Here is a 23,736-nt window from a genome sequence, read left to right as displayed (position 1 = left end):
TTATGCCGTATTACTCATAATGTTGCTTACACTTTTATATTTTTATTTATTGTTGATAATAGTAAAAAATGCTATACTAACTCATATGATTAAGTAAAGGATTTTATTATGAAACATAAATTATTTAATTTTATAAAAAAAGCATATGACTTTATTGACACTATTGGGCAGGACAAAGTAGGTATCTATACAGCTCAGGCTTCTTTCTTTATTATTTTGTCCATTTTTCCATTTATACTTTTGTTTTTTAATTTAATAGGTCATGCTTCAATTAATCAGAATACTATTATTTATTTGATTCATTCATATGCACCTGATTCTCTTAAGCCTTTATTTATTCAGGTTGTTAGTGAAATATATGAACATGTATCAAGCACTGCTGTGTCCATTACAGCCATTGCTGCAATATGGTCAGCATCTAAAGGCGTGTTGTCTGTAATGTTTGGCTTGTACGAAATAGCAAAAATTCACCAGAAACGTAATTATTTCATATCAAGATTTGTATCAATGCTTTATACAATAATATTTACTGTTGCATTGGCTTCTACAATGGTACTACTTGTTTTTGGTAATAAGCTCTTTAACCTTGCCATATCACTGGCTCCATGGTTAAGACAGATATCTATTGTTACATTAATGCTTAGATATCTTTTGGTATTCTTACTTCTGGTGCTTTTCTTCTCATTAATATACAGACTTGCCAATTTTAAGCTTGCTACTTTTGGAAAAGTATTTCCGGGTGCTTTTTTCTCAGCACTTGGCTGGGTTGTTTTTTCCTATATCTTTTCTATTTATGTAGACAGCTTTTCAGGAATGTCTTATATGTATGGAAGTTTTACCGCTGTAATCGTATTTATGTTATGGATTTATTTTTTGATTTATATAATGTTTATTGGTGCGGAAATTAATAAGCTTCTCTTCCCTGAAACTGAAGCTACAGTTACTGTAAAGATGTAATTTCAACGTCATTATAAAAGGTTGCAAGTATTTCCTTGTAACCTTTTCCTTTTTTTGCCATTTGGCAGGCAGCACTTTGGCTCATTCCACTTCCGTGTCCAAATCCACCTCCGTATATTTTTATTCCATCCAATTTGTTGTTTTTGTAAACACTTTTTATTGAAATAAACGCACTTGGAAGCATGCTTAATTTTGTTCTCTTGGTTTTATCGCTTAGTTTTATTGTTGAGTAATATGAGCTTAGTATTTTTCTAATCTGATTTTGATTTACAATGGATATTTGTCTCTTATCTCCATAAATAGTCATTTGGGCAACTATTCCCCCTGCCCCTCTTTTGTTTATTTCCATTCGGTTAATTGTGCCTACATTTACTGCCATATTTTTGTATATGGAATTTTCTATCTGCTTAGTTGTCAGATATGTTGTCCATCTATAAAAAGGCGATTTTTTCTCTACTGATTTAGGTTTTTCTTTTATATATTTATCAAAGATTTTTTCATCTGATATGTTTTCCGTGATTGTTGTAAGATTGGTTTCCTTTAAATATTTCTGTTTCTTTATCCCCCATATTCTATAGTCTGTTGTATATCCCCATGACGTAGAAAAATAATATGCATTTATTAATTTTCCTTTATACTTCATTACCGTGCCTTTTGTTTCATTTGCTGCTTTTATGCTGTTTTCTCCGGGAACGTTTTTGTTGTACACCTGATAACTTACGCTGTCGTCTCCCTTGGCATTGTATTTTTTATATTTTTTGCCCTGACTTTTCATAATATATGTTCTGGCACAAACTGCCTGTGCCTTAAGGGCTTCTTTTGGCGATTCTTCCCCTATTTCGCTGGAAATTACCGCTGCAACATAATCTTCCATGCCAACCTGATTAACTAACACAAGACCACTGCTTTCTTTATATATGTAGAAAATCCCCTTATAACTTTGCATATTCTTTTCATCTTTCAGTATTGACATTTCACCTTTAGGCTCCACTTTTATAACATTGCTTTGTTTAAAATATTTACTGCCTGTTCCAATATCAATCTGCTTCTTTATGCTCTTTTTATTTTTAAAATTCTCTCCAAAATATATGTTTAGTACTGATGCCTTGGCTACAAATTTTGAATAGTGCATTGTGATATAATTATTATTTAAAATAACAATTCTAACTGTGTTATCTTTTTTGCTTTCGTCATTTGTTGTGGTCTCTGCTTCTGTTTTTATTTCAGTAATATTTTCGCTATTGACCGCCTGCAGGGACTTTTCTCCTGAATCATATTCAGGAATATACTCTACCTGATTAACTTTAAAAATAACCGCTGACAAAAACACTGCCACAAAAATACATACTGCTAGTTTTAATTTCATACTTCCCCCATTATTTCTTCTGATAAGATTTCTCAGAAAAAAAACGTAGTATAAAAAAATATACTACGTTTCTCATCTGTTATAATCGTTTCTCGCACATTCAAGTCATGCTTCGCATAAGGTGCTCGAAATCATAATCAATCACTTCGTGATTGGTTATAAAATATGTACCTGAAATGCCGGCCTGCGTTTTGAGTCCTAGCAAACGCCAGGTGGGCAACCGCATCTAAAGTTCTGCCTTCCACCTGATAATGAGGCTTGACATCCCTTTAGAGATTAGGAATCCCTTTATTCAAACTGTAGGTTCAAAATAGGCAGGATTCACGAACATTTCAGGTCAAAATAATTAATAAATATTAATTATTTTGATAATGTAATTATAGTTTATCATTGCAATTTTTGCAATCACTTTTCGTTTACATTTTATGATTATTTTTTCTTTATGATGTTGTTTTTGTCTTTAAAAATATGTCCTTCAGGAATAACTCCACGAACACTTGATAATGGATAAACATTACAGTGTCTTCCGATTACTGTTCCCGGATTTAATACTGAATTACAACCAACTTCTACATAGTCTCCAAGCATTGCACCGAACTTTTTAAGTCCTGTTTCAATCTGCTCATCGCCGTTCTTTACTACTACTAATGTTTTGTCTGATTTTACATTAGATGTAATTGAACCAGCTCCCATATGAGAATGTGTTCCAAGTATACTGTCACCAACATAGTTGTAATGTGGAACCTGTACTGTATTAAATAAAACAACGTTCTTTAATTCTGTAGAATTTCCAACTACACAGTTCTTCCCAACAATTGCCTTTCCTCTAACGAAAGCTGATGGTCTTATTTCTGTGTCAGCGTCAACAATCAAAGGACCCGTTAAGCTTGCTGTTGGAGCAATCTTAACTGTTTTGTGAACCCAGATGTTATCTTCAATCTGATTAAATTCATCCTTTGGAAGTGTTGGTCCAAGTTTCATAATAAAGTCTCCAATATCAGCTAAAACTTCCCATGGGTATGTTTTTCCTTCAAATAATTTCGCAGCTATTGTTTCATTTAAATCATATAAATCCTTTATTGTATACATTTGGTTTTCTCCTTTATTCTACTGTTACGGATTTTGCAAGGTTTCTAGGCTTATCTACGTTTAATCCCTTAAGTACTGTTGTATAGTATGCAATTAACTGTAAAGGAATTACTGTTAACATAGGCATTAAAACATCTTCCATTGCAGGTACTTCGATAGCTTCATCGATTACGCCCTCACTAAATTCTGTTCCTTCCTTACATACGGCAATTGTAAATGCTCCTCTTGACTTAACTTCAACAATGTTGCTTACTGTCTTTTCTAATAATTCTGTTTGAGTAGCTACGCCGATTACTGGCATTCCATCTTCTACTAATGATATTGTTCCATGCTTTAATTCACCTGCTGCATATGATTCTGAATGAATGTATGAAATCTCTTTTAACTTAAGTGAACCTTCCATACTTAATGCATAGTCTAAACCTCTACCAATGTATAATAAGCTCTGTGCTGTAATTAACTTACTTGAAACATATTTACATTTCTTTTCACATTCCATTGTCTTTTCAATAATGTCAGGGACTTCAGCAAGCTTAGCTGTTAATCTCTTACATTCATTTTCATCAATGTGCCCTTTTGCATATGCCATTTCAAATGCAAGAAGGTACATTACTGACATCTGTACTGAAAATGCCTTAGTTGAAGCAACCGAAATTTCAGGACCTGCATGTGTGTAAAGAACCATATCTGATTCTCTTGCAATCGATGAGCCCTTAACGTTAACAACTGATAAAACCTTGGCACCTTTCTCATGTGCAAGATGAAGTGCTGCCTTAGTATCTGCTGTTTCACCTGACTGTGAAACTACAATAACTAAATCTTCAGGTGTTATAATTGGATCTCTGTATCTAAATTCAGATGCAATATCTACTGTTACTTCTGTTCTTGCAAGCTTTTCGATTACGTATTTTCCAACCATACCGGCATGCATTGCTGTACCACAGGCTACAATAAATAACTTTCTGTAATTCTTTAAAGCTTCTAATGTTAAACCACATTCTGAAAGGTCCGGCATTCCATTTACAATTCTTGGTGTGATTGTTGTCTTTACTGCGTTAGGCTGTTCATGAATCTCTTTTAACATAAAATGTTCATATCCGCCTTTTTCTGCAGCATCCATATCAAGGTTAGAAACCTGAACTTCTTTCTTGATAGGTAATTTATGCATATCACAGAACTCAACTCTGTCTGACTTAATTGTTGCAATTTCGTTTTCTTCTAAAAGATAGTAATTTCTTGTATATTTCAAAATTGCAGGTACGTCTGATGCAATAAAGTTCTCTTCGTCACCGGCACCGATTATAAGTGGGCTATCTTTTCTTACTGCAAAAATTCTGTCAGGAAAATCTTTAAATACAATACCAAGTGCATATGCTCCTCTTACATCTTTAAGAGTCTTGATAATTGCATCTACAGGATCACCTTCGTAATAATAATCTAATAATTTAGCTACTGTTTCTGTATCTGTTTCACTAATAAATGTGTATCCCTTGTCAATAAGGAAATTCTTAATATCTTTGTAGTTTTCAATAATACCATTGTGTACAATTGATACTCTCTTATTTCCATGAGGATGTGAGTTAATATCTGATGGTTCACCATGAGTTGCCCATCTTGTATGACCGATACCACAATGTCCCATTGGCTTGTGTTCAGCTACTTTCTCTCTTAAGTTCTTTAACTCGCCTTTAGCCTTTTCTACTGTTATTTCTCCATTTTCAAATACGGCAATACCTGCTGAGTCATATCCTCTATACTCTAACTTAGATAATGAATCTAATAAAACGTCTGTACAGTCTCTTTCACCTACATAACCTACTATTCCACACATTACTTATTGTTCCTCCTATAAAATTGCGACACATAATTATAATAATTAGTCATCTGACCTGCGTTATTTAAATTAATAACGTTATTAAATCTGCCCCTGATAAAATCATCCAGCTTTTTCATATATTCCTCTGATGTTATTTTTCCTTCCGCTACCTGGGTAAGGCCCAGTTCCCAACTGGCTGTCAATTCAGGATTAAGCAATGATTTAATTGAACCGTGAACTACTCCAAAAATCATTTCTCCCAACTGAGTCGGAGTAATTACCTGTGTCTTCTTATTTAATGATATGTACTTAATGTTCACCAGTTTCTTTATTATTTCTGCTCTTGTTGCGCTGGTTCCGATTCCCGAGCCTTTAATCTGTGCTCTCAAATCTTCATCTTCAATAAGCTGACCTGCATTCTCCATGGCAAGAATAATCGAACCTGATGTGTACCTTTTAGGTGGTGTTGTTTCACCTTCTTTTATACTCATCTCATTAACGGTAATTTTACCACCTTTGGGCATATTATACAACAATTTAAAAAATTCTTCATCTAATTCTGCCTCTTCGTTGATAGTATTTTCATTTTCAAGCTCTTCTTTAGCTTTTTCTTCATTAGTTTTTTTGTCTGATTTATTGTCTGTCTTATTGTCGGTAGCTTTCTTTTTGCTAGGAACTCCTGCTATTTCAAGATAACCTTTTTGAGCCAAAATCTTAAAGTTAGATGAGAAGTGTTCTGTAGTTGTTGTTCCATCACTAAATGTTGCCGGCATAACTCCTACCAAAGTAGCTTTTTTGTATATTGCCGGTGGATAGAATATGCTTAAGAAACGTCTCACTATAAGCATATACACTTTCTGATTAATTGGTTTCTGCTTAGCCAAACCGTTTAATCCCTGACCTGTCGGTATTATGGCATAATGATCTGTTATCTTTTTGTCATCTACATATTTAGTCTTTGCAAGGTTCTTGTAGGACTGTTGCTTTAAAATATTCTGCGCAAAAGCGCTGCATGGCTGATAATATTGCAAGCCCGAAATATTCTTGCTTATCTCCTTTGCAACTGCTGTCGAAAGAACTCTGGCATCTGTTCTTGGGTAAGTTACAAGCTTGCTTTCGTACAACTGCTGCACTACATTTAATGTTTCATCAGGACTAATCTTAAACATCTTTGAACAGTCATTTTGAAGTTCCGCTAAGTTGTATAACAACGGTGCCTGTTTTTTTTCATCCTTCATAGTGATGGACTTAATAGTCATTTCTAATGGATTTCCATTTTCCTCTAAAGCTCTTATCAGTGCCTGGGCTGTCGTTTTTTCTTTAAATCCGTTTTCTTTATACAAAAGTGGAGATTCAAAGAATTTTGATGTTTTCTGTGATTTCCATTCTGTATCTATTTTTCGTCCGTGTATATCAGTCTTTGCCATAACTCTATAGAAAGGTGTTTTTTCGAAACCTCTTATTTCACGCTCTCTATTGCATACCATTCCAAGAACGCAGGTCATTACTCTACCAACATTAATTGACTTCCACTCTCCCTTTAAATAATTGGTTATGGAATTTCCATATTTTAAGGTTAAGAGTCTTGAAAAATTAATTCCCATCAAATAATCTTCTTTTGCTCTAAGATATGCTGCGTCAGAAAGATTGTCATATTCCTTTAGGTCTTTTGCCTCTTTTATTCCACGAAGAATTTCTTCCTCAGTCTGGGAATCAATCCATACTCGCTTCTCTTTTTTGCCTTTAACTCCCGCTTCCTGGGCAACTAATCTATATATGTATTCTCCCTCTCGTCCCGAGTCGGTACAAACATATATTGTGTCCACGTCATCACGGTTCAAAATCTCTTTTACTATATTAAATTGTTTTTTTACCCCGGGAATCACCTCATACTTCCATTGTCCCTGAGGTATAAATGGCAAATCTCTAAGATTCCATTTTTTGTATTTTTCATCATAACATTCCGGATAACTCATTGTTACAAGATGACCAACGCACCATGTAACTATGGCATTTTCACTTTCCATGTATCCGTCTCTCCTAGTTGTCTTTAGCTTTAATGCCTTGGCAAACTCTGCTGCCACACTAGGTTTTTCTGCAATAAATACTGCTTTCATACAGCTCTCCTATGTTCTATTTGCTGATTTCGTTTTTATGTACATTTGGATTTGTTTTTTGTTTGATTTACTATATACATTTTTTATTTTGCTTTTTCTATAAGTTTTATTTGCTGATTTCGTCTAATGTTTTAGTATAGGCTGGAAGAAACATTTCAATAAATTTCTCAATTTCTTCCATATGCATTTCATCCAAAGCCTTCTTTATTGTTTCCTCAGCTTTTGCAAAATCAGTGTTTCCTGTATTTCTTTCTTCTATGCACTTAATATATGCAGACATCTTATCTGCCGCCTTTACATATTTCCAATTAATGTCATCATTCTCAATTAATATGTCTTCATATGCATTCTGCATTTCTTCCGGCAACTCTGAAATCAACTGGCAGGCCGCCACATTTTCAACCTTCTTGTATGCATCTCTTATTTCAGGTGCATAATACTTAATCGGTGTTGGCAAATCCCCTGTTATAATTTCTGTTGTGTCATGCATAATTCCAAGCATTGCTATATGCTCAGCATCCAACTCTTTTCCAAAATAAGTATTACCTATAACTGCCAAAGCATGAGCTATAATAGCAACTTCCAAGCTATGCTCCGCAATATTTTCAGTTTTTGTATTTCGCATCAATCCCCAGCGATTGATGTATTTCATTCTGGCTAACATACCAAAGAAATTATTCATTGTGTAACTCCTATTCTTCTGTGTGATATCTATATGTTATTCTTGTTATATCTGTTTTTCTTGCTTTATCTATTTTTCTTATCTATTTTTCTTATCTATTTTTATTCTGTATATATTCCCCATATAGATTAGGATGAATTCTTTAATCTAATTTTTTCTGCAACATCCCCTTGTATTGTACCCGTTAAAATTTAATGTAACTTTTATATTATAGCAAACTTTTAGTAATAATGCTAACATTTGAGTGTGATAAATGTTTGTTATTGAGTTTTTATTTTGTACCACCACAACCTTACGCCATGGTGGTACATTCTTTAAAACAAGTTTTTTAATTAACAGTAACAATCTACTTATTACTTTCCCTATCAACCATCTCATACAGTTTCTTCATTGCATCTTTCAGCCCGCCGATTTCATCAATTATGCCTTCCTTAACTGTTTGCTTTCCAACAAGAATGCTACCTACATCTTTTGTTAATATTTCTGTTTCATTCATTAATTCTGAAAATCTGTTTTCGCGAATGTGACAGTGATTGATTACGAAATCATTTATTCTTTCCTGTATTTTTTTGAAATATTCATAAGTCTGTGGCACTCCTATAAACATACCATTCATTCTTACCGGATGTATTACCATTGTTCCTGTTGGCACAATAAATGAATAATCAGCGGATACCGCTAACGGCACTCCTATTGAATGACTTCCTCCAAGTACAAGTGAAACTGTTGGTTTACTTAGACTTGCAATCATTTCCGCAATGGCAAGTCCGCATTCCACATCTCCACCAACTGTATTTAATATAATCAGCAAGCCATCTATATCCTGATCGTCTTCGATTTTTGCAAGCATTGGCAAGATATGTTCATATTTGGTAGCCTTAGTACCTGATGCCACATTTTCGTGCCCCTCTATCTCTCCTATAATGCTTAACAAAAATATGTTCTTGTGATTATTATTGTGATCAAGTTTTACCTGACCATATTCTTTAATTTCATCCATAAAAAAACCTCCATACTACTCTTTATGTAGTATGGAAGCTTTTTCAAAAAATATTATAAGAGATTATTTATTATACTCCTCTACGATTTCATCATAGCTTAGCTTTCCACCAAACAAATCAAGTGCACTGCCAATTGTAAAATCCAGATTGCCCTGTGAAATTTCAGCAAACTTTTCAATCTGTTCTTTTGAACCTATTCCTCCGGCATATGTTATTGGAATGTCTGTAAACTTAGACAACATTTCAACCAGTTCTTCTTCCATTCCACCTGATTTGCCTTCCACATCAACACCGTGTACAAGAAATTCATCACAATATTCTGACAGCTTTTTCAAGGTTTCAAGATTTACAACTTCATCTGTAAACTTTTGCCATCTGTCTGTAACTATGTAATATTGTCCGTCTTTCTTTCGACAACTTAAATCCAAAACAATATGTTCTTTTCCAACAGCTTTTACAAGGCTTTTAAGATTGCCGTAATTAACTCTTCCGTCTTTAAAAACAAAAGATGTTACTATTACGTGAGTCGCACCAGCTCTTATGTAGTCGTCTGCATTAATTGCCGTAACGCCACCGCCTATCTGCATTCCATTAGGATATGCCTTAAGTGCAGCCAATGCCTGCTTTTTTGATTCCTTAAAAAACTCAGAACCTCCGGCATTTAAAATTATAATATGACCGCCTTTTATCCCATCTTTTTTGTAAAGATTAGCATAATAGGCTGCATCTTTTTCTGATACAAAATTTTCATCTGCCTGATTTCCTTTATCCTTAAGGCTTCCGCCTACTAACTGTTTTACTTTTCCATTATGTATGTCTATACACGGTCTAAATTTCATAATCTATGCTCCTTGATTAGTAACTTATAATTTAGATTTTCTTATGATACCGCTTCTCGCAAGAGTTTATAATCAAATTCTTTAATTTTATGCATTTAGTGCCTGCTCTAAATCTGCGATTATATCTTCTGCATCTTCAATTCCTACAGAAAATCTAATTAAATCCGGCTGTACACCTGCTTCGATTAACTGCTCGTCTGTCATCTGTCTGTGAGTATGACTTGCCGGATGAAGTACGCATGAACGTGCATCTGCTACGTGTGTAACAATTGCCACGAATTTAAGGTTGTCCATAAACTTAATTGACGCTTCACGTCCACCCTTAATTCCAAATGTTAATACTCCACAAGTTCCGTTAGGCATATATTTCTGTGCCAAATCGTAGTATTTGTCTCCTTCAAGTCCCGGATAGTTAACCCAAGCCACCTTGTCATTATTCTTAAGCCACTTAGCTACCTTTAATGCATTTTCGCAATGTTTAGGCATTCTAAGGTGTAATGTTTCAAGTCCTACATTAAGCAGGAATGAGTTCATTGGTGCTGGAATTGAGCCTAAATCTCTCATTACCTGTGCTGTAGCTTTTGTTATATATCCTGCCTTACCGAATTTTTCTGCATAAACAATTCCATGATATGAATCATCCGGTTCAGTCATTCCAGGAAACTTGTCTGCGTGTGCTTTCCAGTCAAAATTGCCACTGTCTACAATTGCTCCGCCTACTGCCATAGCATGACCATCCATATATTTTGTAGTTGAATGTGTAACAATGTCAACTCCATATTCAAAAGGTCTGCAATTAATAGGTGTTGGGAAAGTATTGTCAACAATAAGTGGCACTCCATGAGCGTGGGCTGCCTTGCTGAATTTTTCAAAATCAAATACTACCAATGATGGGTTTGAAATAGACTCACCAAATACGCATTTAGTATTAGGTCTAAACTCCTTATCCAAATCTTCCGGTGAAATATCAGGATCAACGAAAGTTACGTCGATTCCCATTTTCTTCATTGTTACCGCAAAAAGATTGAAAGTTCCACCATATATATTAGATGAAGCAATAAAGTGATCTCCCGCTTCACAAATATTAAATACAGCGTAAAAATTAGCTGCCTGACCTGAAGATGTAAGCATAGCTGCAGCACCACCTTCAAGTTCACAAATCTTTGATGCCACCGCATCGTTAGTTGGATTCTGTAATCTTGTGTAGAAATATCCGCTGTCTTCTAAATCGAATAGTCTTCCCATCTGTTCAGATGTGTCATACTTAAAAGTTGTACTCTGGTAAATTGGAAGAACTCTTGGCTCTCCCTTAGTTGGCTTCCATCCACCCTGAACACAAATTGTTCCTTTGTTGTTTTCCATTTTCTTTCTCCTTAAATAAATATCTTTTTTCTCTTATATAAATAGAATTGCAAGAGCTAAATTTTCATTAATTCATGCTTGCAATCCTTTAACCGGAACATTTATTCCGGTTTATAATCTTTTAATAAAATATGACTTGTGATACTGCATATGGCAAATAGAATTGCTATAATTACAACTGATGTTATAAAAAATCTTTTGTTCATTATAGGCATAACACAAGTATCTATAAAAAAAAGAACAAAAAGCACCGTGGCTATTTTGTTGCATAATTTTCCAATCTTAATCTTTTTGTCTTCTGTCATAAAGCGTTCTCCATGTATTGTTTGATATTCTTTAACTGTAACATTATTTTAAAATAGCTAATGTTATAACTTAACGACTATTATAACATTAGCTAATATTTATGGCAATCTCAACCACATTGGTAGGAATAAGATGAGGGGCAATCGCACTAGCAGTTCATAACGCAAAACGATAGCCCCTTAACATAACAAATTTTTAATTGTTTTATTTTTCTAAAAAATATTATCCTTAATTAAATCCAAAGAATTTGTTTACAACCTTATATCCTACTACAGAACACTTTCTACCAAACTTTCCTGGAAGATTCATTGTTCTTCCAAGAAGTGAATTTCTTACTATTCCATATAATTCAGGATTTGTTTCTTCAAGCTGTTTCCAAAGCTTTTCTTTGTCCTTTAATCTTTCCTCAGAGCCTTCTCTAATTGAAAGAATTGAAGATACACACATCATCATATCAAAATAATGAATCATTGCATCATTTGCGTTCTTCTGGTCCTTTGGACTGCTATTGTAGATTTCAAGCATAAGCTTTGTAACCCTGTACTGCTGGTCAAGTCTTTTAATCATAACTGATTCATGAACTGACTGGTCATCTCTTCCAATAAAATATTTGTAAAGGCAAACATCTAAGTAATAGATATTCTTTACATATGGTAACGGCTGGAATACATAAATGTTGTCAACATAGAATGTATGCTTTGGAAGTTCCATTCCACATTCTCTAAGAATCTTTGTTCTGTAAATAACTGAATGCATTAGCAAATACTGTGTTCTTCCAAAATGAATATCTTCCCAACCAAGCATTTTGCCTGGTGTCATGGCACTTCTGTATCTCATAATCTTCTTGTGCCTTGCACCCTGCTTGTCATACATAAAATTAGACACAAGCATATCAAGACCTGCATCTTTTGCAACCATTTCTTCCAAAAGATTTAATACTTTTTCAAGTGCTTTTCTTCCAAGGCAGTCATCGCTGTCAACTACCTTAAAATACAAACCTGTTGCATTCTTAATTCCTGTGTTTACAGCTTCTCCATGTCCACCGTTTTCCTGATGAATTACTCTTACAATGTTAGGAAACTTTTCTTCATACTTCTTTGCAATCTGCAATGTGTTATCTGATGAACCGTCATCTACAATAATAATTTCAACTCTGTCTCCACCTGTTAACGCACTACAAATACTTTTTTCCATGTAATCCTGTGAATTATAACATGGAATTGTAATCGTCAATAATTTCATTACCTGTCCTCCTAATCTGTACCGCCCCTCCCCTTTGTGTGGGCAATTGTCGGGAAATATGCTTTTTAATTTATTTCCTCTGGTACTACTTTTTTGTTGATTACTCTATATAATAAAAATGTTAATATACCTGTTATTATTACAAAAACTATAAGCACAATTAAGTCCTGTACTGAGTAAGTAATCTGCTGATCAACCACGCTTTCTCCTGAAATTGTTGCAAAAAAAGTTATTAATACTGCAACAAAGTTGGCTGTTCCGTGCAAAATCATTGGTGCAATTATGCTCTTGTATCTTTCATATACATAAACACATGCCAAGCCTAACAAAAATGCATATGGTGCCTGTATCCAGTTTCCGTGATATACACCAAAAAGCAATGATACGATAATTGCTGACGGAATTACTCCGGCCATTCTTCTAAGTCTTCTATAAATAACACCTCTAAACATTAATTCTTCTACAATAGGCGCACCAACGGCCGTTGCCAATACCTGTATTATAAACGGACCGCTTGTAAGTGCCTCTGATGTGCCTACATATGAATCAATCATAAATTCCGGCATAAACATCTGTAGAATAGAAACAAAATAATTGGCACAAAACATTATTGTTATTCCAAAAGGAATTATAAGTAAAAATTTAAATGCTGATGTTCTTTTAAACTTCTTAAAAAATCCTGTTTCTTTATCCAAATTTATGTCATCTTTTAACCATTTAATTAATATCGGTGCTGTTATAATCTGTGATATTAACAACTCAAGTAAAATATTTTTCTCTGCTATTTTCATGCCAATCTTTGATGCTGAAAAAGTAGCATAATCATGTAACACAAAATTAGCTGCAAATATAATTCCAAATGTTACTATCCCTGATACTACTACTTGAACTATCATATACAAAACCATTGGGCTAATCAATCCCCAAAGTCTTCCTGCTGTTATTTTCTGTCTCATTTTTTTCCTCAATTCTGTGCTTTATACACTTATACATTATATCTATATATTGTTATCTTTTTGTGTCTTTGTATAAAAAAAATTATCTATACTCTTCTGTGCAATTTAATTACGTTTTAAAATTTGTATAATTAAATTCTATCTTAAAATTTGTATGATTTAATTCTATTTAAAATTCTTTATAATTTTTATTTTAACAACATATTGCAAAGTTCTGTGGCAGAATAAGCTATGGCTTTAGCTCCATGAGCCAGCATTTCGTCCTTGTCGCCAAATCCGTAATCAACACCTATTGAATCAATACCAACAATATTAGCGCCATCAATGTCAAAACATGTATCACCTATCATAATGCACTGCTTCTTAGTTATGCTGTCAGGCATCTCATCAAACAATGCTTCAAGTACATCAACTTTACTCTGTCTTGGTCCTTTAAGCTCAGCTCCCATAACTTTATCAAAATAGCTGTAAATCTTTAAATACTTAAGAACTTCCTCAGCCATAGGAAGTGGTTTAGAAGTTGCCAATGCAATATACTTACCATTACCCTTTAACATCTCAAGCATTTCTTCAGTTCCCGGATATATTTCTGTTTCATATATTCCTATAGGCTTGTATCTTTCTCTATAAAATCCAACACCTTCCAACGCCTGTTCTCTCGTAAAATCATAACTTTTCATTAATTCATCAACCAATGGAGGGCCTATAAAATGCTCTAATTTATCTAAATCAGGCTCTTCAATTCCAAACTTTGAGAGAGCATATTGAACTGACTTGGTAATTCCTTCTTTTGAATTACTTAATGTTCCATCTAAGTCAAAAATAATCACATCGTAGTTATTCATATATTTCTCCTGTGTTTTAAAACAATCTCTGTTTAATTATTTTAATGTAACTTGTTTTTTTACAAGTTTAGTATAAACTTATCTTTTTCTTAATTAATTTTTAATATAACTTATCTTTTTTCTAAAATTACTGTTTACAGCATTATTTGTAGTATAACATAGTTTGCCCTTGTTTTACAGTAACTTTTGATTTATAATATTTTAAGAATTTATTAAATTTTTGTGAGGTACATATAATGAGTCAGGCAAAAGTAGACAAGCATAAACAGGAAAAATACAACAGAAAGAAAAATGTTAAGAAGCGTAACTTTAAAAAGATTGCAGCATACGTTGTTGCTACACTTATTGCTATAGCATTTATTGGTTATATCGGATATTCTGTTGCTATTGACACAGGACTTTATACTCCTGCCACAACAACACAGGGAAGCACCCTTTCAAAAGAAGCTATTGAAAGTTTAAGACAGCAGTTAATTAAAAACGGCGACTCAAACGTTCAGGGCAAAACAAGTGATGCTCCAACTGAAGCTGCTACAACAGCTACAAGTGCTGAAACAAGCGCTTCTAAATAAGATTATTGAAAATAAAAATCCTTACAGTTTCTTTTATTGAAGCTGTAGGGATTTTTTAATGTCCCCCACTACACAAAAAAATCAACCCTGCAGCCAATTAATTACAATAATGTAATCAACTACAAGATTGATTCTTATATTTTTCTCTATTCCACTGCTCTTCTTTCCACTACATTCTGTCAGGTGCACTAAATCCTAACAAGTCTATGCACTGTTCAAGTACATTAATTGTAAGATTGATTAATGCAATGTATCCTGCCTTCTTAGTCTGATCTTCTTCAGCAAGTATCTTTGTTTCATGATAAAATCTGTTAAATGCATTAGATAAATCGTATACATATGAACAAATCTTATGTGGAGCAAGTTCTTCTGCTGCATTTTCAATTATTTCATTAAACTTAGCTACTTCAAGCATTAACTGCATCTGTGAGCCATTGTCTGTGTTGATTACAGGAAGGTTTACATCTGCGTTTCCGCTTTCAGCTTTGTATTTTTCAAGAATTGATTTAATACGTACTATTGTGTAAAGAATATATGGACCTGTATTTCCTTCAAATGAAGCAAATCTGTCAATGTCAAAGATATAATCCTTTGATGCCTGGTTTGACAAATCGCCATACTTAAGTGCTGCAAGTCCTACAATCTTAGCTGTGTTATTAGCTTCTTCTTCACTTACTGTACGATTTTCCATAATCTTATCGTATACAGCTTTATTAATCTGTGCAATAAGGTTTTCAAGACGCATTACACCACCATCTCTTGTTTTAAATGGCTTGCCGTCTTTGCCATTCATTGTACCGAAACCTAAAAATTCCATCTTAGTATTTTCGTCTACAATGTTAGCTTTCTTAGATACACGGAATACCTGTGTAAAATGTAATTCCTGACGCTTATCAGCTACATAAATATAGTGGTTAGGCTTGTAATCCTGTTCTCTCTGGATAATTGTTGCAAGATCTGATGTTGCATATAAAGCCGCGCCATCTGACTTTCTAACGATACATGGTGGAAGTTCCTTTGTGTCATCTTCCTTTGAAATGTCAACAACTAAAGCTCCCTGACTTTCATAAGCTAACTTCTTGTCAATTAAATCCTGAATAAGTCCTGGAATATATGGCTGAGCATCACTTTCACCCTTCCATAAATCAAAATCAACATTTAAGTTTCCATAATTCTTCTTTAAATCTTCAACAGAAACTTTCATAATATGTTTCCAAATAGCTGTATATGGGGCATATCCACTCTGAAGCTTTAATGTTGCCTGATGTGCTTTCTCTTTAAACTCTTCATCAACTTTAGACTTAGCACTGGCACATGGATAAATCTCTTCTAATTCAGAAATTGTAAATGGTGCCTCTTCAGGGTATTCTCCTGTGTATGATTCATCAAAATAAACTAAATCAGGTTTACGACATTCAAGCTCTGTAATAATAAGTCCCATCTGAAGTCCCCAGTCTCCCAAATGAACATCAGAAATAACTTTATTACCCATAAATCTTTCAATACGTTTAACACTTTCACCAATAACTGCTGAACGTAAATGTCCAACATGTAGAGGCTTAGCTACATTAGCTCCACCGTAATCAATTACAATAGTTTCAGGCGCCTTGTTTTCGCATCCATACTTGTCAGCTTCCTTCATATCGTTAAGATATTTAGCTACGAATTCACTATTTAATTTAATATTAATGAATCCCGGCATAACTGCTTCAACTGATTCAAACATTTCATTGTCCTGTAATGACTCAACAACCTGATTGGCAATCATAATAGGTGCCTTGTGATAAAGCTTTGCACCTGCCATTGCCCCATTACACTGATACTGACAAAGGTCAGGTCTGTTAGATACAACAACCTTGCCTAATTTTTTGTCATATTCATTCTGTTCAAAAGCTTTTTCAAACTCTTCTGTAATAAGTTCTAATAATTTTTTCATTATAATGTTACTCCGTTTAATTTAAGTAATTCACGGGCTGATTCAACAGAATCAACACCAGTTTTATTCTTGATAGGTGCAAATTCTTTCTCTCTTACAACTTCGTAAGCAAGACAATTATCCATCATATGTACCATATCAAGTACTAATGTTTCAAACTTGAATCCGTTTTCAGTTTCAGGTTTTACTGCATTACCATTTTCATCAATATGAGCAATCTTCTTCTTTACAATGTGAACTGAAAGATTATTTTTCATATTCTTTTCTAAATCTTCAATGTTGAATAAATAATTTAAGATAACACCATACTTGTATGCAAGCTCTCCGTCTGCCTTAGTCTGGTATCTCATATCTTCAGTTAATTCATAATATTCAACAATAGATGGCTTTCCATCTTCTAAGCATAGTACACCAACCTTTTCTTCAGGTGTAGCCTTAGAAACAACCTTTGCTGCTGAACGGTATCCGCCATCAATCATGGCACCCACGAAACAAGGATCAGCCATTCTCTGGCAAACATTATCAACTGCAAAAATATTAATATATTCAACTCCTGCCTTCTTAGCCTTTTCGCAAAGACCAGCCTTAACAAATGAAATAAACCATCCGCCATTGCCGTTAGGTGATGTTGAAATTCTATCTTTATCTTCCAAGAAAATCTTGCCATCAAAAGATGCTGCAGGAGCCATTTCCTGTACAAAGAAATCAACATAATTCTTATCATAACCAAAATAGTTCATTTCTTCAAAGAACTTAACTGTGTCATCGTTGTTCTTTTCACTTGTCATAATATAAAGTGGAACCCACGCACCTGTCTGATTAACAACATCCATTAAATTCTTAATAAGCATTTCAAAAATATATACGTCCCTAGTAAGACCAATATTGTACATTCCCTTAGGCTTATCTGAGCCAAGTCTTGTACCCATTCCACCTGCTAAAAGTAAAGCTGCAACTTTTCCCTCTTTAATTGCTTCTGTACCTATAGCTGTGTATTTATCCTTATTTGCTTCAATATCAGCAATGCTTACTGCATCGTCAAGTGGTGTGATAACACCTTTTTCAGTTTCTTTTCCGCCATCTTCAATTAACTTAAGCAAATCAAAATCAATTTCATCTATCTGCTTTAATAAAGACTGTCTCTGGTTTTCATCAAGTTCATCATAATACTTTAATAACTGAGACTGATTATACTTTTCCAATTTTGCTTTTGTTTCCTGTAAATTCATTCATTACCTCCATTGGCTTCCCATTTTTTCATATTTTCATACTATAAAGAATAAATTATTTTCCAATAATATGCAAGGTTTTAATGCTGCAAAGTATTTCAATACAGCTCTGATATCTTAAATCAGGATTATTCTTTGTACATTTTTTTATTATCTTTCTAAGTTTATGGCTTGTCTTAAAATAGTCTTTAAAACTGTAAAGTGATTTACTGCCTGGCACTGAATTATATGTTTTTGCAGTTTTTAAATAGTACATTGTTGTACCTATTCCATATATGTCTGCCCTAATGTCAGTATTATAAAGCCCCTTCCCTTTGCTATCACCAAACTGCTCCGGTGCCGCAAAGCCCTTACTTCCCAAGGCAAGCTTATCCACATCAATATCTGTTCTGTATCTTTTTGCTATGCCAAAATCAATAAGCTTAATTCTTCCATCTTTGCACAAGATAATATTAGCCGGCTTTAAATCTCTATAAACTATTGCCGGCGACAAACTATGAAGATAATAAAAGCCACTGCATACCTGTTCCATAACTTTTATAAGCATTTTTGTAGATAATGTTCCATATTCATCCACATATTTCTTTAAATCAATCCCATCTATATATTCCATTACCAGAAAAAATGCATCTTCAATCTTTATTAAGTCAAAAATTTTTGGAAGGACCGGATGAGTACAGTTCTTTAAAACTTCAAGTTCTCTTTCCATTCCTTCCAATAATCTTTTTCTGTTGGCAGGATCAGATGTTATATACTTCTTAAGAGCATAAATTCCACCATTGTGAATATCCCTTGCCTTGTAGACAATAGCACTTCCTCCTCTGCCTATAAGTTCAAGTATATAATATCTTCCTCCAACAATATTATTTATAATATCTGCCATAAACACAACCTTTCCGATGTGTTTCTCTCCAAGGCTTTTTTTATTACAATGTCATTATCCCACCATTGTGTAATCACAGGTGAAATAAGACCTTGGTCCACTAATAATCTTAGATGGTTGCAATATCAACTAATGTTAAGTTTTCTTTTGCATTGCTTTCTAAGCTTGTAAGTAATGCATCAACTGTGTCTAAGCTTGTAAAGCAGTTAACACCTGTTTCGATTGATGTTCTTCTGATTAAGAAACCGTCACGGTTCTTATCACGTCCCTGTGTTGGTGTATCAATAACAATATCAATCTTATGTTCAAGAAGTAAGTCCATAACTGTTGGTGCTTCCTGATGAATCTTGTTAACCTTAATTGCATCTACACCATTCTGACGTAATACATCTGCTGTACTTCTTGTAGCATAAACTTCATATCCAAGCTTTTCAAATCTCTGTGCAAGTGGAACAACTTCCTGCTTATCAGCATCCTTAACAGAAATAATAATCTTCTTATGTTTTGGAAGAACAACTCCTGCCCCAAGGAATGCCTTGTAAAGTGCTTCGTTAAATGTCTTTGCAATACCAAGACATTCACCTGTTGACTTCATTTCAGGTCCTAAGCTTGTTTCTGCGCCACGGATTTTTTCAAATGAGAATACAGGCATCTTAATTGCAATGTAATCTGCATTAGGCTGTAATCCCGGTTTGTAACCCATTTCCTTAATTGTATGTCCAATAATACATTTTGTAGCAAGTTTTACAATTGGAATACCTGTAACCTTACTAATGTATGGAACTGTTCTTGATGAACGTGGGTTAACTTCGATTACATAAACCTTACCGTCACAAACGATAAACTGAATGTTAATCATACCTTTTACGTGAAGTGAACGTGCAAGCTTTTCTGTGTAATCTTCAATTGTATCAATAATCTCTTTTGAAAGTGAGTATGCAGGATAAACTGAAATACTGTCACCTGAATGAACTCCGGCTCTTTCAATATGTTCCATTACACCAGGAATAAGAATGTCTGTGCCGTCGCAAATTGCGTCAACTTCAACTTCTGTTCCCTGTAAATATTTATCTACCAAAATTGGATGATCCTGAGCAATTCTGTTGATGATTTCCATAAATTCTTCTACTTCTTCATCACATGTTGCAATCTGCATTCCCTGACCACCAAGTACGTAAGAAGGTCTTACAAGAACAGGATATCCTAATCTGTTAGCAACTTCCTTAGCTTCTTCTGCTGTAAATACAGTTCCACCTGTAGGTCTTGGAATACTACATTTTTCAAGGATTTCATCAAATAATTCTCTATCTTCTGCAGCATCTACGTCTTCTGCCTTTGTTCCAAGAATAGGAACGCCCATCTTCATAAGTGCTTCAGTAAGCTTAATGGCTGTCTGACCACCGAACTGAACAACTGCACCGTCAGGTTTTTCAATGTTTACAATATTTTCAACATCCTCCGGTGTTAATGGTTCAAAATAAAGCTTGTCAGCAATATCAAAGTCAGTTGATACCGTTTCAGGGTTATTATTTACAATAATTGTTTCATAACCTTCTTCTTTAAATGCCCATGTACAATGTACTGAACAGAAGTCAAATTCAATACCCTGTCCGATTCTGATAGGACCTGAACCAAGTACAAGTACCTTCTTTGGCGGATTAGTTTCTACTGATTCGTTTTCACCACCATATACTGAATAATAGTAAGGTGTTGCAGCTTCAAATTCTGCTGCACATGTATCAACCATCTTGTAAGAAGCTACAATGTTATTATCATAACGCATCTGCTTAATTTCGTCTTCTGACTTGCCTGTTAATCTGCTAATAACTGTGTCAGGGAATTCAATTCTCTTAGCTGCCTTTAATAATTCAGGTGTTAAAGGTTCATTCTTAAGTGAATTTTCCATTTCAACGATAATAGCAATCTTATCAATAAACCACTTATCAATCTTTGTGATTTCATGAATTTTGTCATAGCTTACGCCTCTTCTAAGTGCCTCAGCAATAACCCAGATTCTTCTATCATCTACTACGTGAAGCTGATCTTCTAACTGATCATCTGTAAGTTCTGTAAAATCATAATCCATAAGGCATTCAACATGCTGTTCCAAAGAACGGATAGCTTTCATTAAAGCACCTTCAAAGTTGTTACAGATACTCATTACTTCACCTGTAGCCTTCATCTGTGTTGTCAGCTTTCTGCTGGCTGTAATAAATTTGTCAAATGGAAGTCTTGGAATCTTAACTACACAATAGTCAAGTGTTGGTTCAAAACTTGCATATGTTTTCTTAGTAATTGCATTCTTGATTTCATCAAGTGTATAACCTAACGCAATCTTTGCTGCAACCTTTGCAATCGGATAACCTGTAGCCTTAGAAGCCAAAGCTGATGAACGGCTTACACGAGGGTTAACTTCGATTACACAATATTCAAAGCTTTCAGGATGAAGTGCGTACTGAACATTACATCCACCTGTAATGTTTAATTCATTAATAATATTTAATGCTGATGTACGAAGCATCTGATGTTCCTTATCACCTAAAGTCTGTGATGGAGCAACTACAATACTGTCACCTGTATGAACACCAACAGGATCAATATTTTCCATGTTACATACTGTGATGCAGTTTCCTGCACTATCACGCATAACTTCGTATTCTACTTCTTTCCATCCTGCAATACATCTTTCAACAAGAACCTGACCTACACGGCTAAGTCTTAATCCGTTTTCAAGGATTTCAACTAATTCAACCTGGTTGTGAGCGATACCACCGCCGCTACCACCTAATGTGTAAGCCGGACGAAGAACTACCGGGTAACCGATTTTGTTAGTAAATGCAATGCCATCTTCAACATTTTCTACTACCAAAGATGGAGCACATGGCTCACCGATTTTTTCCATAGTCTCTTTAAACTCAAGACGGTCTTCTGCCTTCTTAATTGTTTCTGATGTTGTACCAATAAGACGACATTCATGTTTTTCAAGGAAATCTGTTTCTGCGATTTCCATTGCAAGGTTAAGTCCTGCCTGTCCACCAAGTGTTGGTAAGATACTGTCAGGTTTTTCCTTTTCTATAATCTTTTCAAGTACAGGTACAGTAAGTGGTTCAATATATACCTTATCTGCAATATCCTTATCTGTCATAATTGTTGCCGGGTTAGAGTTTACAAGTACAACTTCCAAACCTTCTTCTTTTAAAGAACGGCAGGCCTGTGTTCCTGCGTAGTCAAACTCTGCAGCCTGTCCAATAACGATTGGACCTGAACCTATTACTAAAACTTTCTTAATTCTTGGATCTTTAGGCATTCTTCTTCACCTCCATCATTTGAATAAATTCGTCAAACAGTCTGTCCGAATCCTGTGGACCAGGGCATGCTTCCGGATGGAACTGAACTGTAAAAATACTCTTGTTTTTATATCTTAAACCTTCTACGGTTTTATCATTTACATTTATGAAAGCTACTTCTGCAACTTCAGGATTTACTGTCTCTCCGTCAACCATATATCCGTGGTTCTGTGAAGATATGTATACATGTCCTGATGCAAGGTCTTTAACAGGGTGATTACCACCTCTATGACCATATTTCATCTTCTTTGTATCTGCTCCTGTAGCAAGTGCCATAAGCTGATGTCCAAGGCAGATTGCAAAAATTGGAATATCTGTATTGTATAATTTTCTAATCTGTTCAATCTGATATTCACACTCTTTTGGATCCCCGGGACCATTAGATAACATAATTCCGTCAGGGTTTGACGCAATAATTTCTTCTGCCGGTGTGTCACATGGATAAATAGTAACGTCACAACCTCTTTCGTTAAGAGATTTTCCAATATTGTTCTTTGCACCAATATCTAATAAAGCTACCTTAAATCCATCTCCCTTTAATTCTTTCTTTTCAGTGCAACTAACTTTCTTAACAACTCCTGTTACTCTGTATTCCTTAATCTTAGGAAGTATTTCGTCAAGGTTGTAATTCTCGTTAGTTGTAATCATTCCGTTCATTGTTCCTTTTTCACGAAGAATCTTTGTTAAAGCTCTTGTATCGATTCCCGCAATACCAGGAATATCATGTTCTTCTAAGAAATTCTGAATAGTATCATCACTTCTAAAGTTACTTGGCATTCTGCTAAGTTCGTTAACAATATATCCGTCCGGCCATGGTCTAAGTGATTCCATGTCCTCGTGGCAAATTCCGTAGTTACCAATCAATGGGTAAGTCATACATACTGCCTGACCTGCATATGAAGGATCAGTTAATACTTCTAAATAACCCCACATTGATGTATTAAATACGATTTCACTAATTATCTCTCTTGTTGATCCAATAGATGTTCCTTTGAAAACTGTACCGTCTTCTAAGATTAGAAAAGCGTTCATAAATGTGTCTTCCTTTCTTCATTTCATTAAGTGAGTCAAAGTATCTTTCAATATTTTTGCTCAAATTGTAAAGATTATACCAAAAAAAGTGACGTAATTCAACAAAATATCTAAAACAATTTAGATTTTTTTTAATACTTAAAAATATAAAGTAAATTA

Annotated in this window: 19 protein-coding genes and 1 other RNA gene; 2 read left to right on the top strand and 18 right to left on the bottom strand. The window is 34.4% G+C overall.

The window, feature by feature from the left end:
- The first annotated feature begins 108 nt into the window (after nt 1-108).
- Nucleotides 109-957, top strand: coding sequence for a YihY/virulence factor BrkB family protein (locus NQ558_RS07555; protein ID WP_005364070.1), 849 nt, complete (start codon nt 109-111; stop codon nt 955-957).
- Here NQ558_RS07555 and NQ558_RS07550 read toward each other — a convergent pair.
- From NQ558_RS07550 to NQ558_RS07490, 13 genes are all read right to left on the bottom strand, one after another.
- The gene (locus NQ558_RS07550; protein ID WP_005364068.1) at nt 941-2,323 is read right to left on the bottom strand and encodes a SpoIID/LytB domain-containing protein; all 1,383 of its coding nucleotides are present in this window, start codon (nt 2,321-2,323) and stop codon (nt 941-943) included. The two genes, NQ558_RS07555 and NQ558_RS07550, sit on opposite strands and share 17 nt — an antisense overlap.
- A gap of 164 nt (nt 2,324-2,487) precedes the next feature.
- A non-coding RNA gene (ssrS, locus tag NQ558_RS07545) (6S RNA) lies at nt 2,488-2,665 on the bottom strand.
- 87 nt (nt 2,666-2,752) lie between these two features.
- A complete protein-coding gene (locus NQ558_RS07540) occupies nt 2,753-3,412 on the bottom strand; it encodes an LbetaH domain-containing protein (protein ID WP_005364067.1) in 660 nt (219 codons plus the stop codon).
- Nucleotides 3,413-3,425: 13 nt separating this feature from the next.
- Entirely contained in the window at nt 3,426-5,243 is a 1,818-nt protein-coding gene (gene glmS, locus NQ558_RS07535; RefSeq protein WP_005364065.1) for a glutamine--fructose-6-phosphate transaminase (isomerizing), read from the bottom strand.
- Entirely contained in the window at nt 5,243-7,345 is a 2,103-nt protein-coding gene (locus tag NQ558_RS07530; RefSeq protein WP_005364064.1) for a DNA topoisomerase, read from the bottom strand. Before NQ558_RS07530 ends, glmS begins: the two co-directional genes overlap by 1 nt.
- Nucleotides 7,346-7,451: 106 nt before the next feature.
- Complete coding sequence (gene yfbR, locus NQ558_RS07525) at nt 7,452-8,027, bottom strand: 5'-deoxynucleotidase (protein ID WP_040447412.1); 576 nt, start codon at nt 8,025-8,027, stop codon at nt 7,452-7,454.
- 346 nt (nt 8,028-8,373) lie between these two features.
- The gene (locus tag NQ558_RS07520; protein WP_005364063.1) at nt 8,374-9,027 is read right to left on the bottom strand and encodes a ClpP family protease; all 654 of its coding nucleotides are present in this window, start codon (nt 9,025-9,027) and stop codon (nt 8,374-8,376) included.
- A gap of 63 nt (nt 9,028-9,090) precedes the next feature.
- On the bottom strand, nt 9,091-9,867 hold the full coding sequence (hisA, locus tag NQ558_RS07515; RefSeq protein WP_005364062.1) for a phosphoribosylformimino-5-aminoimidazole carboxamide ribotide isomerase: 777 nt from the start codon (nt 9,865-9,867) through the stop codon (nt 9,091-9,093).
- 87 nt (nt 9,868-9,954) lie between these two features.
- Nucleotides 9,955-11,229 carry an O-acetylhomoserine aminocarboxypropyltransferase/cysteine synthase family protein gene (locus tag NQ558_RS07510; protein WP_005364061.1) on the bottom strand — a complete coding sequence of 425 codons (1,275 nt, stop codon included), beginning with the start codon at nt 11,227-11,229 and terminating at the stop codon, nt 9,955-9,957.
- Nucleotides 11,230-11,330: 101 nt separating this feature from the next.
- On the bottom strand, nt 11,331-11,534 hold the full coding sequence (locus tag NQ558_RS07505) for a hypothetical protein (RefSeq protein WP_005364060.1): 204 nt from the start codon (nt 11,532-11,534) through the stop codon (nt 11,331-11,333).
- Nucleotides 11,535-11,763: 229 nt separating this feature from the next.
- Nucleotides 11,764-12,777 carry a glycosyltransferase family 2 protein gene (locus NQ558_RS07500; RefSeq protein WP_040447410.1) on the bottom strand — a complete coding sequence of 338 codons (1,014 nt, stop codon included), beginning with the start codon at nt 12,775-12,777 and terminating at the stop codon, nt 11,764-11,766.
- Nucleotides 12,778-12,842: 65 nt separating this feature from the next.
- Nucleotides 12,843-13,733: a CPBP family intramembrane glutamic endopeptidase gene (locus tag NQ558_RS07495; protein WP_005364056.1), complete on the bottom strand. Its 891-nt coding sequence runs from the start codon at nt 13,731-13,733 to the stop codon at nt 12,843-12,845.
- Between the two features lie 188 nt (nt 13,734-13,921).
- On the bottom strand, nt 13,922-14,578 hold the full coding sequence (locus NQ558_RS07490) for an HAD hydrolase-like protein (RefSeq protein ID WP_005364055.1): 657 nt from the start codon (nt 14,576-14,578) through the stop codon (nt 13,922-13,924).
- Between the two features lie 236 nt (nt 14,579-14,814).
- On the opposite strand from NQ558_RS07490, the gene NQ558_RS07485 reads away from it, so the two are divergent.
- On the top strand, nt 14,815-15,150 hold the full coding sequence (locus NQ558_RS07485; RefSeq protein ID WP_005364053.1) for a hypothetical protein: 336 nt from the start codon (nt 14,815-14,817) through the stop codon (nt 15,148-15,150).
- 169 nt (nt 15,151-15,319) lie between these two features.
- Here the strand turns inward: NQ558_RS07485 and argS are convergent, their stop codons facing one another.
- The 5 genes from argS to NQ558_RS07460 all read right to left on the bottom strand — a co-directional run bounded on the left by argS (nt 15,320) and on the right by NQ558_RS07460 (nt 23,577).
- Complete coding sequence (argS, locus tag NQ558_RS07480) at nt 15,320-17,086, bottom strand: arginine--tRNA ligase (RefSeq protein WP_005364051.1); 1,767 nt, start codon at nt 17,084-17,086, stop codon at nt 15,320-15,322.
- On the bottom strand, nt 17,086-18,315 hold the full coding sequence (locus NQ558_RS07475; protein WP_005364048.1) for a UTP--glucose-1-phosphate uridylyltransferase: 1,230 nt from the start codon (nt 18,313-18,315) through the stop codon (nt 17,086-17,088). The genes argS and NQ558_RS07475 overlap by 1 nt, the downstream gene beginning before the upstream one ends.
- 55 nt (nt 18,316-18,370) lie before the next feature.
- On the bottom strand, nt 18,371-19,198 hold the full coding sequence (locus tag NQ558_RS07470) for a serine/threonine-protein kinase (RefSeq protein ID WP_005364046.1): 828 nt from the start codon (nt 19,196-19,198) through the stop codon (nt 18,371-18,373).
- Between the two features lie 109 nt (nt 19,199-19,307).
- On the bottom strand, nt 19,308-22,505 hold the full coding sequence (gene carB, locus NQ558_RS07465; protein WP_005364045.1) for a carbamoyl-phosphate synthase large subunit: 3,198 nt from the start codon (nt 22,503-22,505) through the stop codon (nt 19,308-19,310).
- Nucleotides 22,498-23,577, bottom strand: coding sequence for a carbamoyl phosphate synthase small subunit (locus NQ558_RS07460; protein WP_005364044.1), 1,080 nt, complete (start codon nt 23,575-23,577; stop codon nt 22,498-22,500). The genes carB and NQ558_RS07460 overlap by 8 nt, the downstream gene beginning before the upstream one ends.
- Between the last annotated feature and the right edge of the window lie 159 nt (nt 23,578-23,736).

This window comes from Eubacterium ventriosum (assembly GCF_025150745.1).
Taxonomy (GTDB): domain Bacteria; phylum Bacillota; class Clostridia; order Lachnospirales; family Lachnospiraceae; genus Eubacterium_G; species Eubacterium_G ventriosum.
The sequence above is the reverse complement of the archived record's forward strand: the minus strand, read 5'-3'. Positions and strand labels throughout refer to the sequence as shown.

Coding starts and splice junctions, on each gene's coding strand:
- NQ558_RS07555 (WP_005364070.1), top strand. CDS start 109: ATGAAACATAAATTATTTAATTTTATAAAAAAAGCATATGACTTTATT.
- NQ558_RS07470 (WP_005364046.1), bottom strand. CDS start 19,198: ATGGCAGATATTATAAATAATATTGTTGGAGGAAGATATTATATACTT.
- NQ558_RS07530 (WP_005364064.1), bottom strand. CDS start 7,345: ATGAAAGCAGTATTTATTGCAGAAAAACCTAGTGTGGCAGCAGAGTTT.
- NQ558_RS07510 (WP_005364061.1), bottom strand. CDS start 11,229: ATGGAAAACAACAAAGGAACAATTTGTGTTCAGGGTGGATGGAAGCCA.
- NQ558_RS07475 (WP_005364048.1), bottom strand. CDS start 18,315: ATGAATTTACAGGAAACAAAAGCAAAATTGGAAAAGTATAATCAGTCT.
- NQ558_RS07460 (WP_005364044.1), bottom strand. CDS start 23,577: ATGAACGCTTTTCTAATCTTAGAAGACGGTACAGTTTTCAAAGGAACA.
- NQ558_RS07540 (WP_005364067.1), bottom strand. CDS start 3,412: ATGTATACAATAAAGGATTTATATGATTTAAATGAAACAATAGCTGCG.
- argS (WP_005364051.1), bottom strand. CDS start 17,086: ATGAAAAAATTATTAGAACTTATTACAGAAGAGTTTGAAAAAGCTTTT.
- hisA (WP_005364062.1), bottom strand. CDS start 9,867: ATGAAATTTAGACCGTGTATAGACATACATAATGGAAAAGTAAAACAG.
- NQ558_RS07520 (WP_005364063.1), bottom strand. CDS start 9,027: ATGGATGAAATTAAAGAATATGGTCAGGTAAAACTTGATCACAATAAT.
- NQ558_RS07485 (WP_005364053.1), top strand. CDS start 14,815: ATGAGTCAGGCAAAAGTAGACAAGCATAAACAGGAAAAATACAACAGA.
- NQ558_RS07490 (WP_005364055.1), bottom strand. CDS start 14,578: ATGAATAACTACGATGTGATTATTTTTGACTTAGATGGAACATTAAGT.
- glmS (WP_005364065.1), bottom strand. CDS start 5,243: ATGTGTGGAATAGTAGGTTATGTAGGTGAAAGAGACTGTACAGACGTT.
- NQ558_RS07500 (WP_040447410.1), bottom strand. CDS start 12,777: ATGAAATTATTGACGATTACAATTCCATGTTATAATTCACAGGATTAC.
- yfbR (WP_040447412.1), bottom strand. CDS start 8,027: ATGAATAATTTCTTTGGTATGTTAGCCAGAATGAAATACATCAATCGC.
- NQ558_RS07550 (WP_005364068.1), bottom strand. CDS start 2,323: ATGAAATTAAAACTAGCAGTATGTATTTTTGTGGCAGTGTTTTTGTCA.
- carB (WP_005364045.1), bottom strand. CDS start 22,505: ATGCCTAAAGATCCAAGAATTAAGAAAGTTTTAGTAATAGGTTCAGGT.
- NQ558_RS07495 (WP_005364056.1), bottom strand. CDS start 13,733: ATGAGACAGAAAATAACAGCAGGAAGACTTTGGGGATTGATTAGCCCA.
- NQ558_RS07505 (WP_005364060.1), bottom strand. CDS start 11,534: ATGACAGAAGACAAAAAGATTAAGATTGGAAAATTATGCAACAAAATA.